The organism is Pseudomonas sp. BF-RE-25 (assembly GCF_019956105.1).
Taxonomy (GTDB): domain Bacteria; phylum Pseudomonadota; class Gammaproteobacteria; order Pseudomonadales; family Pseudomonadaceae; genus Aquipseudomonas; species Aquipseudomonas migulae.
In genome coordinates, this window is sequence record NZ_JAHBDB010000001.1 from 1 (window position 1) to 16,861 (window position 16,861).

The window sequence follows — 16,861 nt, forward strand, 5'->3', positions numbered from 1 at the left end:
CGCCATCGCCGGCAAGCCGGCTCCTACAGGGACCGCGTTTTTCATGGAGTAAATTATTGGCCGTAGTATCGAGCACAGCAATTCAAAGTGTACTATCCGGTTAGTTTTCCGTGCGATTATCGAACACAATGGCCTTTGGCGAATTGACGATTTTTCGTCCACTGCCCACCATCCACTACACATTGAGTCCGGTCACAACCATCGGTCTCGGTGACCCAAGACTCAGAACACCACATAAAAATAATCGGTGGCCTACATGACTCCTTCTCAAAGCTCTCCCGTGGAGCGTTCCTCCACGACTCCTGCCGTCGGTGGCATCGGCGACAAGATCCGCGGCGCCATGGCCGTCGGCAAGACCCGTTGGGGCATGCTGGCGCTGGTGTTTTTCGCCACCACCCTGAACTACATCGACCGTGCCGCACTGGGCGTGATGCAGCCGATCCTGGCCAAGGAAATGAGCTGGACGGCGATGGATTACGCCAACATCAACTTCTGGTTCCAGGTCGGCTACGCCATCGGTTTCGTGCTGCAAGGCCGGCTGATCGACCGGGTCGGCGTGAAGCGCGTGTTCTTCTGCGCGGTGCTGCTCTGGAGCCTGGCGACCGGCGCCCACGGCCTGGCCACGTCAGCGGTCGGCTTCATGGTTTGCCGCTTTATCCTCGGACTGACCGAAGCCGCCAACTACCCGGCTTGCGTGAAAACCACGCGGTTGTGGTTCCCGGCCGGCGAGCGTGCCGTGGCCACCGGCATCTTCAACGCCGGCACCAACGTCGGTGCGATGTTCACCCCGATGCTGCTGCCGCTGATCCTGCATGTGTGGGGCTGGCAGGCCGCGTTCCTGTGCATGGCGTCGCTGGGCGGTATCTGGCTGCTGTTCTGGGGCCTGAAGTACTTCAACCCGGAAGATCACCCAAGCGTTAAACAATCGGAACTGGACTACATCCAGAAGGAAGTCGAACCGGAACAATCCCGCGTACCGTTCTCCAAAATCCTGCGCATGCGTGGCACCTGGGCCTTCGCCCTCGCCTACTCGATCACCGCGCCGGTGTTCTGGTTCTACCTGTACTGGCTGCCGCCGTTCCTCAATCAGCAATACAACCTAGGGATCAACGTGACCCAGATGGGTATCCCGCTGATCATCATCTACCTCACCGCCGACTTCGGCAGCGTTGGCGGCGGCATCCTGTCCTCGTTCCTGATCGGTCGCGGGATCAACCCGATCAAGGCGCGCCTGATGTCGATGTTCCTGTTCGCCTGCTGCATCATCGGCGTGGTCATGGCCGCCGGTTCGAGCAGCCTGTGGGTGGCGGTGTTTGCGATATCCCTGGCCATCGGTGCACACCAGGCCTGGACCGCGAACATCTGGAGCCTGGTGATGGACTACACGCCTAAACACATGATGAGTACGGTGTTCGGCTTCGGCGGCATGTGTGCGGCGATTGGCGGGATGTTCATGACCCAGTTGGTCGGCCACATCCTGACCATCACCAACAACAACTACACCGTGCTGTTCACCATAATTCCGGCGATGTACTTCATCGCGCTGACCTGGATGTACTTCATGGCGCCGCGCAAGATTCCTACAGTCGAAAACTGATACACCCCAAACGCAGGCCTGATCCCGGGCCTGCGTTTTTTTATGCGCAGGATTTATGAATGCCCCCTTTTTTCTCAACACCACAGAGACCCACCATGTCGCCAGGTCACTTGAGCATTGCCAAACGCGCCGTGATCAGCTTCGGCGTTATCGCCCTGCTGGTTCTGTTGCAGGGATTGTTCGCCCTCAAACAGGTTGCGCAGGTCCGCGCCACCGGCCAGCACACGGAAAACATCTCCCTGCCGAGCGTTCGCTACCTGGGTGAAATCCGCGACTACGTCCTGAGCATTCGCGTACTCAGCCTGCGCATGGCACTCAACCGCGACCCGAAAGTGCTCGATGCTACCGTCACACGCCTGCATCAAGTACAAGGCTGGCTGGGCGAGACGCTGGAAAAATTCACCCCGCTGGTCGGTGATTACAACCGGGAGCCGTACGAAAAGTTCGTTGCCACCGTCACCCGTTACCGTCAGGCGTTGGCGCAATACGAAGCGCTGTCGCGGGAGAACCGCAGCGAAGACATGACCGCGCTGCTCAACGGCAAAATCCAGGAGTACTCGACCCAGACCGGTGACCAGTTCGCCGAATTGATGGCCCTTGCCGCCAATGAAGTCAGCCTGTCGGCCAACCAGGCCGATACGCTTTACAACCAAGTGAAGTTCACCGTGATCGGTGCGCTGATCGCCGTTGCGCTCCTGACCTTATGCCTGGCCTGGCTGCTGATTCGCAGCATCGTCGTTCCGATCCGTCAGGCCGTCGCCGTGGCCGAGCAAGTCGCCGCCGGGGACTTGAGCAAACCGATCCACAGCCACGGCAGCGATGAAACCGCACGTTTGCTCAAGGCCTTGTCGGCCATGCAAACCAGCCTGCGCGAAACCCTGCAACTGATCAGCGGCACCTCGACGCAATTGGCGGCGGCTGCGCAGCAGATGAATCAGAACACTCGGCAGGATTCCGCCCGGCTGCAACAGCAACACAATGAAATCGAGCAAGCCGCCACGGCCGTCAACGAGATGACGGTCGCGGTGGAAGAAGTCGCACGTAACGCGGTGTCGACTTCCGACAGCACTCGCCTGTCCACGCAGCAAGCCAACCAGGGCCAGACGCGGGTCATTGAGACACTGGATTCGATTCAGGCGATGAGCAGCAATGCCGGCATCGCTCTGCAGCAGGTGCAAACGCTGGCCGAGCAATCCCGGGAAATCGGCAAGGTGCTGGACGTGATCCGCGCCATCGCCGAACAGACCAACCTGCTCGCGCTCAATGCAGCCATCGAGGCCGCCCGCGCCGGGGAAGCCGGGCGTGGGTTTGCAGTGGTGGCCGATGAAGTACGGGCGCTGGCTCATCGCACTCAGCAATCGACCCGCGAAATCGAACAGATGATTGGCCGGGTGCGGGGCGATACAGACAGCGTGGTGCTGTCGATGCACGACAACAGTCAGCGCGTCGCCGATACCTTGACGATTGCCGAACAGGCGGGTCTGGCACTGGCAGAAATCACCCGGGCCATGGAGCAGATCCATGAACGTAATCTGGTGATCGCCAGCGCGTCAGAGGAACAGGCGCAAGTGGCCCGCGAGGTGGATCGCAATTTGCTGAATATCCGCGACCTGTCGCTGGAAAGTGCCGACGCCTCGACCCGGACCAGCGCCACCAGCCAGGAATTGTCGCAACTGGCGACCGGCCTGCAAAACCTGGTGGTGCGCTTCAGATTCTGACCCTGTTCAGCGACGGCTTTGCTGCCAGGCCGCCGCCAAACCACTGCAGCAAATCACCGCGATCCCGACCACCGTGGTCAGGGTCGGCGTGTGGGAAAACAGCAACCAGCCGAGCAAACCGGCGAAGACAATCTGGCAATAGCCGAACGGCGCCAACAGCGCAGGGGCGGCGTAGCGGAATGCCTGAGTCAGAAACAAGTGCGCCGTCATCCCGCACGCACCCAGCGCCACCATCATCAATCCATGCCCAAGGCTCGGCACTTGCCAGAAGAACGGCACCAGCGCGCTCATCACCAGGGTGTTGCACAACCCGGCGAAAAAGTTGCTGGTGGTCGGGCTGTCGACGCTGCTGAGCTTGCGGGTGAGCAATTGATAGAAGCAGAAAAACAGCGCCGAGCAGAGCGGCAGCAGCACCGCTGGCGTGAACAGATCACCGCCGGGGTGGACGATGATCAATACGCCGATAAATCCGCAAATCACCGCGATCCATTGGCCACGGGTGACGCGCTCACGCAGCAGTGGCACCGACAACGCAGTCACCAGGACCGGTGCAAGAAAGTTGACCGCGGTGGCTTCGGCCAACGGGATGTACTGCAAGCCGGTGGTGAAAAACAGACTGGTGCCCAACAGGCACAACGCCCTCAGCAGCTGCAGCAACGGCCGTTTGGTGCGTAGGACTCGCAGCCCGGATTGCGGCAGAAAAATCCCTGCCATCAACAAGGTGTGAACCACATACCGGGCCCACACCACCATGACGATCGGGTAGAACCCCGAAAGGTATTTCGACAAGGCGTCATGGCTGGAGAAGAGAAAAGTGGCGAAGACGATCAGCAAAATCCCTTTGAAGGGTTGGTTTACGCCGGAGAGCGGGGTGCTGACGGTCATTGGGGATCCTTTTTTACATCGAAAGTCAAAAGCTTCGCGGGCGAGCCTCGCTCCTACAGGGTTATCCATTTTCCTTGTAGGAGCGTGGCTTGCCCGCGATAGGTGCGTAGCACCGCTTAAAGCCGCGCCAACAATTCCCGGGCCTTATCCAGCGCCATCTGCGCCCGCTGCAACCCGCTCACGCCCTGCTCCAACAACTTCACCGTTGGAATCTCCAGGCTTAGCGGAATATCGGCCGGCAAACACTGCAACAACCCCGCCAGATCACAATCGCCATCACCTGGAAAACGTCGCTCGTTGCGGGCCTGACGCAAAATCTCCGCCATGTCTGTCGGTCGCGGCCCCGCCACATCGCACAACTGCGTATACCGTAACCGTGACGGGGCGACTTTGGCCAGATCTTCCAGCCGCGAACCCGAACGGTCGAAATGGAAAGCATCAACCAATACCGCGCCGTTTTCACGATCAGCGTTTTCGACAATGCGCACCGCTTGTTCAAGATTGCGCGCATCAGTCCAGGGCATGAACTCCAGGTGCGGGTGCAGTCCGTAAGGCGCCGCCAGATCACAAAGCCGGGCGAAGTTTTCCGTCAGCCGTTGCTCGTCAGAATCATTACCCGCCACCAGCAATTCACTGGCACCAAACTCCGCACCGACTGCCAGAATTTTCTCGAAGTCGGCGACGACGGTGTCCGGTTTAAGACGCAGGATTTCAACATCCAGCACACGAATACCGGTATCGCGCAGCCGCGTCAGCGTCTCACGCCGCAAACCGACATCGGCTACCAGCGCAAAGTGATGTTCTTCGGGTGTCGCCGGCTCAAGGCGCAGTCCCACGTGGCTGTACCCGGCACGTGCCGCGACGTCCACCATCTGCGGCGGTGACAATTCCAGTACCGTCAGACTGGCCAGGGAAAAGATCCGTTCACTCATGTTCATTCCTCGATCACCACCGGGGTGCAGGCGCGACCGGTTTCGGCGGCTTCGCGGATGGCTTCGATCAACGCCAGTGTGCGTGCCGCATCGGCAGCGCTGACCAACGGTTCGACTTCCCGACGCACCACGCGCACGAAATGCTGCAACTGCAAACCCAGGGCTTCATCGGAGCTGACGCTTTCCTGCATCGGCAACAAGGGTTGATGCCATCCCCCATCAGCGTCGGCGTAATGCCAGCGCTTGAGTTGCGGAATGCTCAACGCGCCGCCGGTACCGGCCAACAAGTAACACGGCTGATCCGCCTGACGCGGATACACCGGGTTCTCCCCGGAATCCAGCTCCCAACTCCAGGGCGCCGCCACCGCGTCGGAACCGGTCAGGCTGCCCAATGCGCCGTTGTCGAATTGCAGCAACACCGCCGCACAATCCTCGTTGGCAAACCCGCGCACGGCATTGCTGGTGATCGCTTGAACCTGCCGCACTTCGCCGCACAGATGACGCAGCAGATCGAGGTCATGGATCAGGTTGGTCAGCAACATTCCCGCGCCTGGTTCGCGGCGCCACGGCGTTTCGAAATAACTGTCGGGTTTGCGCAATTGCCAGAGCGCGGTCACCGTCGTCAGCCGTCCCAAAGCACCGCTTTGCACCAGTTCGCGGGCGCGGACGATCAGTGGATTGTGCCGACGATGATGGCCGACCAGCACCGGGACGCCGGTGGCTTTCGAGGCAGCCACCAACTCGCGCGCCTCATCCAGGTGCACGCCGACCGGTTTTTCCAGCAGGACCGGCACGCCGGCAGCCAGGCAATCGAGTGCGGTGCTGACGTGCAGCGTGTTCGGGTTGGCCACGATGACCGCGTCCGGCTTCACCTGCTCCAGCATCTGACGGTGATCGGAGAAATACCCCACGCCCCATTCGGCGGCGAGGCCTGCCGCTTGCGGGCCAGGATCGGCTACCGCGCACAGAGTCGCGTCCTTCAGGGTGTGCAGATGCCGGTAATGCTGCTGGCCCATGTTGCCGGCACCGATCAGGGCGATGCGAACGGGCGAAGTCATGGTGCGGTCCTCTTGTGATTATTGTTGATTGACCCTCAACAATTTAGAACCTGGTTCCAGATTCTTACACAAGCGATTCACGAAAGCGTGCGAACAACGCACAACTTTCCGGCGAACAAAGATCCATGTGGGAGCGGGCTTGCTCGCGAATGCGGTGTGTCAGTCGCAGCATTTATGCGCTGATAGACCGCATTCGCGAGCAAGCCCGCTCCCACAGGGTTACCTGTGCGGCGGTGGTTAACTGAAGAATTCTGACGCCAGACTCGCCGCCGACAACTCTTCGGCAAATCTCAACAACAGCGGCGCCAACTCATGCAGCCGCGCACCCGGCATCCGCGCGCTCGGCCCGGCAATACTCAGCACACCAATCACTCGCCCATCGCTCGGGTGACGCACCACCGCCGCAATCGCCGAAGTGCCCACGGCCGAGCTCTCTTCAACCCAGGCGTAGCCCTGCTCCCGAGCCAGACGCAGGCGCTCGAGCAATTCAATGTTGGAGCGCGGCGCGTTCGGCCCGAGGTCTTTTGGCCGCTCGCCGCCCTGGCGTTCCACCAGCGACAATGCTTCGGCATCGCTCATGCACGCCAGCCACGCATGGCCCGACGCCGTGTAAAACAGCGGCGCATCACGGCCCATGTCCGGGTCGTAACGCAGACCGGAGCGGGCGCCCTGGGACTTGGCGATCCAGGTTTGACGCTCGCCCTCGATGACCCCGAGGCGCACCAGTTCGCCGGTTTCCTGGGCCAGGCGATCAAGCACTGGCTGCACGATATCGGCGCCGCTTCCCGACAGATAACGGAACCCCATGGCCACCAGTTTTGTCGACAGGTGATAGCGCAGGTTATCCGGATTCTGCCGCACGTAACCCAGCCGAATCAGCTCGGCGAGCAAGCGATGAGTCGCGCTTTTAGGGATGTCCAATTGCTCTGCCAGCGTCTGCATCGGCAGGCCGCGAGGGTCACTGGTGAGGCTTTCCAGCACGCTGAAAACACGTTCGATCTGACTGCCGGCCATGGAAGGTTCCGCCTGAAATTTGCCCGATTCTAGAAGACAAACCGCCTAATGCGAAATCTGGAACTGCTTGTTCGGTAACCGCCCGTTTTATCGGCTGAGTGGTTGCCGAGCGGATTCACGTCGCTATATTTTCTGGAATCAAATTCTAAAAATATGCACTGGAGTTTTAAACAATGCCTGCCGAATCCCACAGCTCTCCAGACATCGACTGCGATGTTTTGGTCGTCGGCTCCGGTGCAGCCGGGTTATCGGCAGCGGTTACTGCTGCATGGCACGGATTGAAAGTCATCGTGGTGGAGAAAGACCCGGTATTCGGCGGAGCCACGGCGTGGTCCGGCGGCTGGGCTTGGGTGCCGTGCAATCCTCTGGCCCGCCGCGCCGGCATCGTCGAAGACGTCGAGTTGCCGCGCACCTATCTCAAGCATGAACTCGGTGAACGCTACGAACAGGCAATGATCGATGCATTCCTTGAGGCGGGCCCACGGATGGTCGCCTTTTTCGAACAGCACACCTCGCTGCAATTCGCCGATGGCAATGCCATCGCCGACATACATGGCGATACGCCCGGTGCCGGAACGGGCGGACGTTCGGTGATTGCTGCGCCCTATGACGGGCGAAAAGTCGGCACGCTGCTGAGGCGTCTTCGCAAAACCATGCGGGAAACTTCGTTCATGGGCATGCCAATCATGGCGGGGGCGGACCTGGCCGCGTTTCTCAACCTGACCCGTTCGGTGCCCGCCGCGTGGCACGTCACCCGGCGCTTCACCCGGCACCTGCTCGACCTCATTGTGCATGGCCGGGCGATGCAACTGGTCAACGGCGTGGCGCTGGTCGCACGCCTGGCAAAATCTGCCGAAGACCTTGGCGTACTGCTCTGGGAATCAGCGCCTGTCAGTGAGTTGCTTCGCGAAGGCGATCAGGTCCGGGGCGCGCTGGTGAGCACCGCCAAGGGCAAGGTCCGCATCCATGCGCGTAAGGCTGTGGTGCTCGCGGCCGGTGGGTTTGCCAATGACATCGAGCGGCGCAAGGCACTGTTCCCGCGCACACCGACCGGCAACGAACACTGGGCGCTGCCCCCCCTCGGCGTGGCCGGTGACGGTTTGCGCCTGGGCGAAAGCGCCGGGGCCCGGGTCAAAACCGACATGGCCTCTCCCGTAGCGTGGGCGCCGGTTTCGCAAGTGCCACACAGGGATGGCAGCATCGGTCACTTCCCGCACATCATCGAACGGGGCAAACCGGGGATCATCGGCGTACTGAGCAACGGCCAGCGCTTCGTCAATGAAGCGAACGGCTACTACGACTATGTAACGGCCATGGTTGCCGCTGCGCCTGCCGGCGAAGAGGTTGCCTCCTGGCTGATTTGCACCCATGGTTTTCAACGCCGATATGGGCTGGGCATCTCTCGGCCGTTTCCGGTTCCGTTGTCATCCTTTATCCGCAGCGGCTATCTGAAAACCGGCAACACGATCGAGGAATTGGCCCACGCCTGCGGCATCGACCCAAACGGCTTGCGCAGCACTGTGGCGGACTACAACCAGCATGCGCGCAACAGTGAAGACCCCTTGTTTGGCCGCGGTTCGACGCCTTACAACCGCAAACAAGGTGACGCCTTGCAGCAACCCAACCCGTGCGTCGCCCCCATCGAGCAAGGGCCGTTTTACGCGGTGAAGGTCCAGCCCGGCTGCTTCGGCACCTTCGCCGGGCTCAAGGTCAATCAACACGCCCAGGTCCTCGGCGAATCCGGCCAAGCCATCACCGGGCTGTACGCCGCGGGCGGCGACATGGCCAGCATCATGGGCGGGCATTACCCCGCCGGCGGCATTAATCTCGGCCCGGCGCTGACGTTCGGCTACATCGCCGCGCGACATATCGCCGGCATCACTGCTTACGAACAGGAGATCGACCATGCAGCGCATCGTTAATGCACAGGGTTTGAACATGCCCAAACTCGGCCTCGGCACCTGGCCGATGCTCGGCGAAGAATGCACACAAGCCGTTGAACAGGCGTTGAAGTTGGGTTATCGGCACATCGACACCGCTGCCGCCTACAACAACGAAGAGGCCGTCGGTCAGGCGCTGGCGAACAGTCCTACGCCTCGCGAGCAGATCCACGTCACCACCAAAGTCTGGTGGGATCAACTGCAACCCGATGCCATGCGCCATTCCATGGACCGCAGCCTCAAGGCCTTGCGCAGCGATTACGTTGACCTGTTCATGATCCACTGGCCGACCACCGATTGGGACCTGCCACGCACGATCGAAACCCTGGTGTCATTCAAGGAGCAAGGCTTGGCGCGCAACATCGGCGTGGCGAATTTTCCGCTGCCGCTGCTGCGTAAAGTCGTCGAAGAACTGGGCGCGCCGCTGTCAGCCATTCAGGTTGAATACCACGTGTTGCTCGGACAAAACGCGCTGCTGGACTACGCCCGTCAACATGACCTGGCACTGACGGCCTACTCGCCGCTGGCCCGCAACAAGGTCTCGGACATCCCGCAAATCCAGCAGATCGCCGCCAGACACGGGGTTCTGCCAACACAAGTGGCACTCAAATGGCTGCTTGATCAACCGAACGTTGCGGCGATTCCCAAGGCCAGCAGCGAGGCTAATCAACTGGCCAACCTGGCCTCGCTGGACGTCCAGCTCAATGACGAAGACCGGGCGTTGATTGCCGGGTTGTCGAAACGCGAACGACTGGTCAGCCCTGACTTTGCGCCAGTGTGGGATGCGTTCGACCGGTAAGCACAGAACTGCTTTTCGTAGGAGCCGGCTTGCCGGCGATGGCGATCTCACGGACGCTATCGCCAGCAAGCTGGCTCCTACAAGTCATCGGGCGTTCGCCCTGACGTCATAAAAAACCCATCACCTGACGGAATTCGATGGGCTATCCATGTTCAATACACTCAGTAATGTTCCCGCCCGCATAAAAGCCGGACGACCGGACTGGCGCCGCTCCCACTCACCAGCAACACTCATCCCCACGATAATCAGAGGATTCCCACATGCTATGGAAAAAAGGCCGACGCAGCGACAACGTGGTCGATGCCCGTGGTGATGATGTCGGCGGTGGTGGCGGCGGCGGGATGCGTTTTGGTGGCGGCAAGGGCCTGAGCCTGACCGCGATCATTCTGATTGTCGGGATCGGCTGGATCACCGGCCAGGACCCGTTGCAGATCCTCGGCCAACTCACCGGGCAGATGACCGAGCAATCGGCACCGGCACCGACGCAAACCCGCAAGGCACCGCCAGCCAATGATGAAGGGGCGGAATTCGTCCGTTCGATCCTCGGTGACACCGAAGACACCTGGGGCCAGATTTTCCAGCAGGCCGGCCGACAGTATAAAGATCCTACGCTGGTGCTGTTCAGCAACCGGGTGAACTCGGCGTGCGGCCTGGCCACCTCGGCGACCGGTCCGTTCTACTGCCCAGCAGACCAGAAGGTTTACCTGGACATGAGTTTCTTCCAGGAAATGTCGCAACGCTTTGCCGCTGCGGGTGATTTCGCTCAGGCCTACGTGATCGCTCACGAAGTCGGACACCATGTTCAGACCTTGCTCGGCGTTTCCGCGAAAATTCAGGCCGCCCGTCAGCAAGGCCGGCAAATGGAAGGCGACGGTGGCTTGCTGGTGCGTCAGGAACTGCAAGCGGACTGCCTCGCGGGTGTCTGGGCCAACAATGCACAGCAACGCCTGAACTGGCTGGAGCCGGGCGACATCGAAGAAGCCTTGAATGCCGCCAACGCCATCGGCGACGACCGCTTGCAGCAGCAAGGCCAGGGTCGCGTGGTGCCGGACTCGTTTACCCATGGCACGTCGGCGCAAAGGGTGCGCTGGTTCAAAACCGGATTTGCGCAAGGCCAGGTGGGCCAGTGCGATACCTTTGCGGCGAAAAATCTGTAAATGAAAAAGTGGTTGTTGATGTTGTTGTTTACTTGCACCTGTACCCAGGCTGCCGAGCATGGGGTCAAGGAGATCAGCCCCGGCCGACTCTTGTTGAAAGAAGGTGAGATGGCGGTGGGCATCGGCCCGGCGCCGGCGAAAATCGAGCGCGTGCTGATCATCATCCACGGTCGGTTGCGCAATGCTGAAACTTACCGCCAGAGTGCCGAGCGGGCGGCAGAACAAGCCGGGCAAAGCGCCAATACGTTGGTGATCGCTCCGCAATTTCTCAATGAAACCGACGTGGCACTCCATCCCGTCGCCGACACCGTGTTGCGTTGGCAGGGCAATGACTGGATGGCCGGCGGTTTATCCACCGCTCCGTTTGCGCTGAGTTCCTACGCGGCACTCGACCAGATCATCGCCCGGCTCGGCGATCGTCGACAGTTTCCGGATGTGAAGGATGTCGTCATCGCGGGCCACTCGGGCGGCGCTCAGGTGGTTCAGCGTTATGCGTTGTTGAGTCACGATCAACCGGAGCTCAAGGCGGCTGGCGTGCACGTGCGCTACGTCATCGCCAACCCGTCTTCCTACGCGTATTTCGATGAGCGGCGGCCAGTGGCGTTCAGTCACGCCGGCTGCCCGGCGTTCAATCGCTGGAAGTACGGCCTGTCAGATTTGCCCGCTTACGCCGAAGGACAAACACCCGCACAACTGGAGGAAAACTACGTTCAGCGTGACATCGTTTATCTACTGGGGCAGCAGGACATTGATCCGAACCATCCGGCGCTGGATAAAAGTTGTGAGGCGAAAGCCCAGGGCGCTAATCGATTGATTCGCGGGCACAATTATTTTGAGTTTTTGAAGCGTAGCCATCCGCAAGGATTCAATCAGCAATTGATCGAAGTGCCCGGGGTTGGGCATAACGGGGATGGGATGTTTACGTCGCCGGAGGGGCAGAAAGTGTTGTTCGGGCAGTGATGACGCCTTCGCGGGCAAGCCTCGCTCCTACGAGGTTTTGCATGCGCCTGTAGGAGCGAGGCTTGCCCGCGAAGGGTCCCTCAAGCCAACAACATTTCCCGCAACGCCACGCAATCCGCCGCATGCCAATCGGTCAGCTCCGGCCACGGGTTATCCGGCAAGTTCACCAACACCGTCCGCGCCCCCGCCGCTCTTCCGCAATCCAGATCAAACCGGTAATCACCGACCATCACCATCTCGCTCGCCGGCACGTTCCAGGCCTCGGCCAATTTCAACAAACCACCGGGGTGCGGCTTGGGCGGCGCTTCATCACGCCCCAGCACATCCTCCACCGCGAAGCAGTCCGCCAGGCCAATGGCTTCCAGCGTCACATGCGCCAACTCCCGAGCATTGCGCGTAAGAATGCCCAGGCGATAACCGCGCCCCGCCAACTCGCGCACCAGTTCCACAGCACCCGGCGCCGGTTTCGAACCCAGCGCCAGATCCCGTTCATGCTCCAGCAACCATGCATGTTTGGCCGCGGCTTCAGCGGCCGGCAGCGCGGCGAGGTGGGTCAGGATGTCGTCTTCGGCCGGGATCGCCAGCGCCACGCGAATCGCCGCGAAGTCATGCACGGCCACCGTCAGGGTGCCGTCCATGTCGAACACCCAGTGCCGCACCTCGGCCAGGCTCATGCCCAATCCTTGCGGTGACGGATCAGGCCTTCCTGAGTGACCGACGCCACCAGTTGCCCGGCGCGATTGAACACGCTGCCACGGCTGAACCCACGGGAATTGCCGGCCCACGGGCTGTCCATCGCGTACAGCAACCAGTCATCGGCACGCAGATCCGCATGGAACCACAGCGCGTGATCGAGGCTGGCGACCTGCATGTCTTTCTGCCAGACCGACTTGCCATGGGGCAACATCGAGGTGGTCAGCAGATTGAAGTCCGACGCGTAGGCCAGCAGGTATTTGTGCAGCGCCGGGGAGTCGGCCAGCGCGCCGTCGGCGCGAAACCAGACGTACTTGACCGGATCGGATGGCTGCGGGTTGTAGGGATCTTTCTCGGTGACCGGGCGGAATTCGATCGGCTTCGGGCACAGCAGTTTTTCACGCATGTGCTCGGGGATCAGGTGCGCGCGCTGATGGGTCAGCTCCAGTTCCGAGGGCAGGTTTTCCGGCCCGACCACCGTCGGCATCTGGCCCTGATGCTCGAAGCCTTTTTCGTCATATTGGAACGATGCGCTGCACGTGAAGATCGGGTTGCCCTTCTGGATCGCCGTGACCCGACGCGTGCTGAAACTGCCGCCGTCGCGAACCCGATCAACCTGATACACCACGGGCAACGTGGAATCGCCCGGACGCAGGAAATAACCGTGCATCGAATGCACATGACGCGCGACTTCGACAGTCTGGCTGGCCGCCGACAGGGACTGACCGATCACCTGGCCGCCGAACAACTGACGAAAGCCCAGGTCCTGGCTGCGGCCACGGAACAGGTTTTCTTCGATCGGTTCCAGGGTCAGCAAATCGACCAGATCATCCAACACTTGGCTCATTCAGACTCTCCTCACACATCGCAATGCCGCGCAGTCTTGGCTGCGGCGGTCGATTCAGTTTCCGGCCAGGGCCATCATTGGCGCCATTGTAAACGTCCGGGCCGTCTTATCCATGCAAGGTTTGCAGCCATTGTTCACGGGTGATGCGGTACAGCACATGGTGACGCAGAGGATGATCGACCGCGAGTTTCGGGTGGTCGAAGTCACCGGCTGAATCATGGTGCATACCGATGGCCTGCATGACTTTCTGCGATGGCGTGTTGGTTTCCGTGGTGAAGGACACGACCTCTTGCAGCGCCAACCGGTCAAACCCGCAGCGCAGAGCGGTCCACGCCGCCTCACTGGCGTAACCCAAGCCCCAGTGTTCACGGGCCAGGCGCCAGCCGATCTCGATGGCCGGCGTGAAAGGCGCGTCGAAACCGACCACGCCGAGCCCGGTAAAACCGATGAATGCACCGGTGTCCTTGCGCTCCAGCGCCCAGAGGCCGAAACCATGCTCGGCGAAATGCCCACGAATCCGCCCGATCAGCGAAGCACTTTCCAGCCGACTCAAGGGCGCCGGGAAATAACGCATCACCTGTGGATCGGCGCACATCGCCGCAAACGCCGGCAAATCCTCGTCACGCCACTGCCGCAACAGCAGTCGCGCGCTCTCGAGTTCCAGTATCGGCTCCATCGTGCCCCTCCGTTTCCATGCCGCAAGTCTACATCGCTGGTAGGATCGTTCACTCATTCCTACACGCCGTACTCATAAAAGCCCGTCATGCCGCTGCCATTGATTTACCACGAAGACTACAGCCCCGAGTTCCCGGCGGACCACCGCTTCCCCATGGACAAGTTTCGCCTGCTGCGCGATCACCTGGTGGACAGCGGGCTGACCCGGGACGCCGACCTGCTGCGCCCGGAACTCTGCCCGCCGGAAATTCTCGCCCTCGCACATGACGCTGCCTATATCGAGCGCTACATGAGCGGCGAGTTGTCCCGCGAAGACCAGCGGCGTCTTGGCCTGCCGTGGAACGAAGCCCTGGCCCGGCGCACGGTGCGGGCGGTCGGCGGTTCGCTACTGGCGGCAGAACAGGCGCTGGAGCATGGATTGGCCTGTCACTTGGCCGGCGGCACGCATCACGCGCATTACGACTACCCGGCAGGGTTCTGCATCTTTAACGACCTGGCGGTGATCAGCCATTACCTGCTGGAAAGCGGTCGTGTGAATCGGGTGCTGATCTTCGATTGCGACGTGCATCAGGGCGACGGGACTGCACGGATTCTGCACAACACCCCGGACGCGGTGACCGTTTCCCTGCACTGCGAGAAGAACTTTCCTGCACGCAAGGCCGAAAGTGACTGGGACATCCCGCTGCCCAAGGGCATGGGCGATGTCGAATACCTGAAGGTCGTCGACGACGCGCTGAATTATTTGCTGCCGCTCTACCAGCCGGACCTGGTGCTGTACGACGCCGGTGTCGATGTGCATAAGGACGACGCGCTCGGTTACCTGAAGCTGACAGACGAAGGCGTGGCCGCGCGGGATGAAAGCGTGATGCGCCATTGCCTCGGGCGGGATATTCCGGTGGTCGGGGTTATTGGCGGCGGCTACAGCAAGGACCGCAAGGCGCTGGCGCGGCGTCACGGCATCCTGCATCACAGCGCGCAGCGGGTGTGGGCGTCATCAGGTTGTCATTGAGGTGTGCGCCTTTACCCACAATGCCTGTGGAACTGCCTGTGGATAACCTGAGTGAAAGGGCCTACAGGCCATGCTGCATATAGCCTGCAAAGGGGTGGTTGTTTTTTAACCAACTCTTCAACCCGACATAAATCCCCTGTGGGAGCGGGCTTGCTCGCGAAAGCGGTGGATCAGTCGATATTTGTGTTGAATGTTAAATCGCTTTCGCGAGCAAGCCCGCTCCCACAGGGATCTGGGCTGGTAGAATGCCCGGCTTATTCCGCCGAACCGCAGCGCACACCATGACCCAATCTTCCGCCGCCCTCCCCCCTAAAGTCGCCATCATCGGCGGCGGCCCCGCCGGCCTGATGGCGGCCGAAGTGTTGAGCCAGGCCGGAATCAAGGTCGATCTGTACGACGGCATGCCTTCGGTAGGCAGGAAATTTCTCCTCGCTGGCGTGGGCGGCATGAACATCACCCATTCCGAAGCCTACCCGGCATTCCTCTCGCGCTACGCCGAGCGCGCACCGCAGATTGCACCGCTGCTGCGAGCCTTTGGTGCCGAGGCGCTGTGCCAGTGGATTCATGACCTGGGCATCGAAACCTTTGTCGGCAGCTCCGGCCGGGTGTTTCCGACCGACATGAAAGCCGCGCCGCTGTTGCGCGCCTGGCTCAAACGCCTGCGAGAGGCCGGCGTAGTTATCCACACCCGCCATCGTTGGCTCGGCTGGGATAACAACGGTGGATTGCGTGTTGAAAGTCCTGAGGGTGAAAAAACCCTGAAGCCCGAAGCAACGCTGCTCGCCCTCGGTGGCGGCAGTTGGTCGCGCCTGGGTTCGGATGGCGCGTGGATGCTGCCACTGGAGCAGCACGGCGTAGGACTGGCGCCGCTGCAACCGAGTAATTGCGGCTTCGAGGTGCAGGCCTGGAGCGAATTGATCGTCAGCAAATTCGCCGGCGCACCGCTGAAAAATATCGCGATCGGTCTCAATGACGACATCCCTCGGCTCGGCGAATGTGTGATCACGGCCACCGGGATTGAAGGCAGTTTGATCTACGCCCTGTCGGCGCCCATCCGCGAAGCGATCAATCAGCAGGGCTCGGCGACCATTCACCTCGACCTGTTGCCGGGCCGGCCTGTGGATAAAGTTCAGGCGGCGCTGAGCAAACCGCGCGGGTCTCGTTCAATGTCCAAACATCTGCACAGTCAGCTCGGGATAGATGGCGCGAAAGCGGCGCTGCTGCGCGAATTGACGCCGGCAGAATGCTTCGCCGATCCGGCGTTGCTGGCTAAAGCGATCAAGGCGTTGCCGCTGACATTGGTGAAAACCCGTCCACTGGACGAGGCCATCAGCACTGCCGGTGGCGTGATGTTCGAGGCGATGAATGAACGTTTGATGCTCAAGCAGTTGCCTGGCGTGTTCTGCGCGGGGGAAATGCTGGATTGGGAAGCGCCGACCGGCGGTTATCTGCTGACCGCGTGTTTCGCCAGTGGGCGAGCGGCGGGGTTGGGGATGGTGGAGTGGCTCAAGCGCACGTCTTGAGACCGAGTTGCGCCCTTCGCGGGCAAGCCTCGCTCCTACAGGTTCGACGTAAAT

General features: G+C 61.0%; 15 protein-coding genes and 1 pseudogene. 9 read left to right on the forward strand and 7 right to left on the reverse strand.

The window, feature by feature from the left end; all coding sequences use genetic code 11:
* Positions 1–340 precede the first annotated feature (340 nt).
* From KGB24_RS00005 to KGB24_RS29315, 3 genes and pseudogenes are all read left to right on the forward strand, one after another.
* Entirely contained in the window at positions 341–1,597 is a 1,257-nt protein-coding gene (locus tag KGB24_RS00005) for an MFS transporter (RefSeq protein ID WP_223414472.1), read from the forward strand.
* Positions 1,598–1,692: 95 nt separating this feature from the next.
* Positions 1,693–2,460: pseudogene (locus tag KGB24_RS29310) on the forward strand (MCP four helix bundle domain-containing protein); the annotation flags it as partial.
* Between the two features lie 66 nt (positions 2,461–2,526).
* On the forward strand, positions 2,527–3,315 hold the full coding sequence (locus KGB24_RS29315) for a methyl-accepting chemotaxis protein (RefSeq protein ID WP_411740729.1): 789 nt from the start codon (positions 2,527–2,529) through the stop codon (positions 3,313–3,315).
* A 6-nt stretch (positions 3,316–3,321) separates the two neighbouring features.
* Here the strand turns inward: KGB24_RS29315 and KGB24_RS00015 are convergent, their stop codons facing one another.
* The 4 genes from KGB24_RS00015 to KGB24_RS00030 form a co-directional block, all read right to left on the reverse strand.
* Positions 3,322–4,200, reverse strand: coding sequence for a DMT family transporter (locus KGB24_RS00015; RefSeq protein WP_008028930.1), 879 nt, complete (start codon positions 4,198–4,200; stop codon positions 3,322–3,324).
* Positions 4,201–4,316: 116 nt separating this feature from the next.
* A complete protein-coding gene (locus tag KGB24_RS00020) occupies positions 4,317–5,132 on the reverse strand; it encodes a sugar phosphate isomerase/epimerase family protein (protein WP_223414439.1) in 816 nt (271 codons plus the stop codon).
* Positions 5,133–5,134: 2 nt separating this feature from the next.
* A complete protein-coding gene (locus KGB24_RS00025; RefSeq protein WP_223414440.1) occupies positions 5,135–6,190 on the reverse strand; it encodes a Gfo/Idh/MocA family protein in 1,056 nt (351 codons plus the stop codon).
* Positions 6,191–6,427: 237 nt separating this feature from the next.
* Entirely contained in the window at positions 6,428–7,204 is a 777-nt protein-coding gene (locus KGB24_RS00030; RefSeq protein WP_008028937.1) for an IclR family transcriptional regulator, read from the reverse strand.
* 173 nt (positions 7,205–7,377) lie between these two features.
* On the opposite strand from KGB24_RS00030, the gene KGB24_RS00035 reads away from it, so the two are divergent.
* The 4 genes from KGB24_RS00035 to KGB24_RS00050 all read left to right on the forward strand — a co-directional run bounded on the left by KGB24_RS00035 (position 7,378) and on the right by KGB24_RS00050 (position 12,060).
* Positions 7,378–9,126 (forward strand): FAD-dependent oxidoreductase, encoded by a 1,749-nt coding sequence (locus tag KGB24_RS00035; protein WP_223414441.1) that lies wholly within the window; start codon positions 7,378–7,380, stop codon positions 9,124–9,126.
* Positions 9,110–9,943, forward strand: a complete 834-nt coding sequence (locus KGB24_RS00040; protein ID WP_223414442.1) for an aldo/keto reductase — start codon at positions 9,110–9,112, stop codon at positions 9,941–9,943. Before KGB24_RS00035 ends, KGB24_RS00040 begins: the two co-directional genes overlap by 17 nt.
* Before the next feature lie 260 nt (positions 9,944–10,203).
* The gene (locus KGB24_RS00045) at positions 10,204–11,100 is read left to right on the forward strand and encodes a neutral zinc metallopeptidase (RefSeq protein WP_223414443.1); all 897 of its coding nucleotides are present in this window, start codon (positions 10,204–10,206) and stop codon (positions 11,098–11,100) included.
* The gene (locus KGB24_RS00050) at positions 11,101–12,060 is read left to right on the forward strand and encodes an alpha/beta hydrolase (RefSeq protein ID WP_223414444.1); all 960 of its coding nucleotides are present in this window, start codon (positions 11,101–11,103) and stop codon (positions 12,058–12,060) included.
* 80 nt (positions 12,061–12,140) lie between these two features.
* On the opposite strand, the gene KGB24_RS00055 is transcribed toward KGB24_RS00050, so the two are convergent.
* The 3 genes from KGB24_RS00055 to KGB24_RS00065 all read right to left on the reverse strand — a co-directional run bounded on the left by KGB24_RS00055 (position 12,141) and on the right by KGB24_RS00065 (position 14,276).
* Complete coding sequence (locus tag KGB24_RS00055; RefSeq protein WP_008041913.1) at positions 12,141–12,734, reverse strand: HAD family hydrolase; 594 nt, start codon at positions 12,732–12,734, stop codon at positions 12,141–12,143.
* Positions 12,731–13,600 carry an acyl-CoA thioesterase II gene (tesB, locus tag KGB24_RS00060; RefSeq protein WP_008031730.1) on the reverse strand — a complete coding sequence of 290 codons (870 nt, stop codon included), beginning with the start codon at positions 13,598–13,600 and terminating at the stop codon, positions 12,731–12,733. Before tesB ends, KGB24_RS00055 begins: the two co-directional genes overlap by 4 nt.
* A 106-nt stretch (positions 13,601–13,706) precedes the next feature.
* Complete coding sequence (locus KGB24_RS00065) at positions 13,707–14,276, reverse strand: GNAT family N-acetyltransferase (RefSeq protein ID WP_008031732.1); 570 nt, start codon at positions 14,274–14,276, stop codon at positions 13,707–13,709.
* 87 nt (positions 14,277–14,363) lie between these two features.
* Here KGB24_RS00065 and KGB24_RS00070 point away from each other — a divergent pair, with 87 nt between their 5' ends.
* On the forward strand, positions 14,364–15,284 hold the full coding sequence (locus KGB24_RS00070) for a histone deacetylase (RefSeq protein ID WP_223414445.1): 921 nt from the start codon (positions 14,364–14,366) through the stop codon (positions 15,282–15,284).
* A 281-nt stretch (positions 15,285–15,565) separates the two neighbouring features.
* Positions 15,566–16,807 carry a TIGR03862 family flavoprotein gene (locus KGB24_RS00075; protein ID WP_223414447.1) on the forward strand — a complete coding sequence of 414 codons (1,242 nt, stop codon included), beginning with the start codon at positions 15,566–15,568 and terminating at the stop codon, positions 16,805–16,807.
* The last annotated feature ends 54 nt before the right edge of the window (positions 16,808–16,861 follow it).

Excerpts from the sequence above, each read along its gene's own strand:
- KGB24_RS00005 (WP_223414472.1), top strand. The coding sequence starts at position 341 with ATGGCCGTCGGCAAGACCCGTTGGGGCATGCTGGCGCTGGTGTTTTTC.
- KGB24_RS00015 (WP_008028930.1), bottom strand. The coding sequence starts at position 4,200 with ATGACCGTCAGCACCCCGCTCTCCGGCGTAAACCAACCCTTCAAAGGG.
- KGB24_RS29315 (WP_411740729.1), top strand. The coding sequence starts at position 2,527 with ATGAATCAGAACACTCGGCAGGATTCCGCCCGGCTGCAACAGCAACAC.
- KGB24_RS00040 (WP_223414442.1), top strand. The coding sequence starts at position 9,110 with ATGCAGCGCATCGTTAATGCACAGGGTTTGAACATGCCCAAACTCGGC.
- KGB24_RS00020 (WP_223414439.1), bottom strand. The coding sequence starts at position 5,132 with ATGAGTGAACGGATCTTTTCCCTGGCCAGTCTGACGGTACTGGAATTG.
- KGB24_RS00035 (WP_223414441.1), top strand. The coding sequence starts at position 7,378 with ATGCCTGCCGAATCCCACAGCTCTCCAGACATCGACTGCGATGTTTTG.
- KGB24_RS00070 (WP_223414445.1), top strand. The coding sequence starts at position 14,364 with ATGCCGCTGCCATTGATTTACCACGAAGACTACAGCCCCGAGTTCCCG.
- KGB24_RS00025 (WP_223414440.1), bottom strand. The coding sequence starts at position 6,190 with ATGACTTCGCCCGTTCGCATCGCCCTGATCGGTGCCGGCAACATGGGC.
- KGB24_RS00075 (WP_223414447.1), top strand. The coding sequence starts at position 15,566 with ATGACCCAATCTTCCGCCGCCCTCCCCCCTAAAGTCGCCATCATCGGC.
- tesB (WP_008031730.1), bottom strand. The coding sequence starts at position 13,600 with ATGAGCCAAGTGTTGGATGATCTGGTCGATTTGCTGACCCTGGAACCG.
- KGB24_RS00065 (WP_008031732.1), bottom strand. The coding sequence starts at position 14,276 with ATGGAGCCGATACTGGAACTCGAGAGCGCGCGACTGCTGTTGCGGCAG.
- KGB24_RS00030 (WP_008028937.1), bottom strand. The coding sequence starts at position 7,204 with ATGGCCGGCAGTCAGATCGAACGTGTTTTCAGCGTGCTGGAAAGCCTC.
- KGB24_RS00045 (WP_223414443.1), top strand. The coding sequence starts at position 10,204 with ATGCTATGGAAAAAAGGCCGACGCAGCGACAACGTGGTCGATGCCCGT.
- KGB24_RS00055 (WP_008041913.1), bottom strand. The coding sequence starts at position 12,734 with ATGAGCCTGGCCGAGGTGCGGCACTGGGTGTTCGACATGGACGGCACC.
- KGB24_RS00050 (WP_223414444.1), top strand. The coding sequence starts at position 11,101 with ATGAAAAAGTGGTTGTTGATGTTGTTGTTTACTTGCACCTGTACCCAG.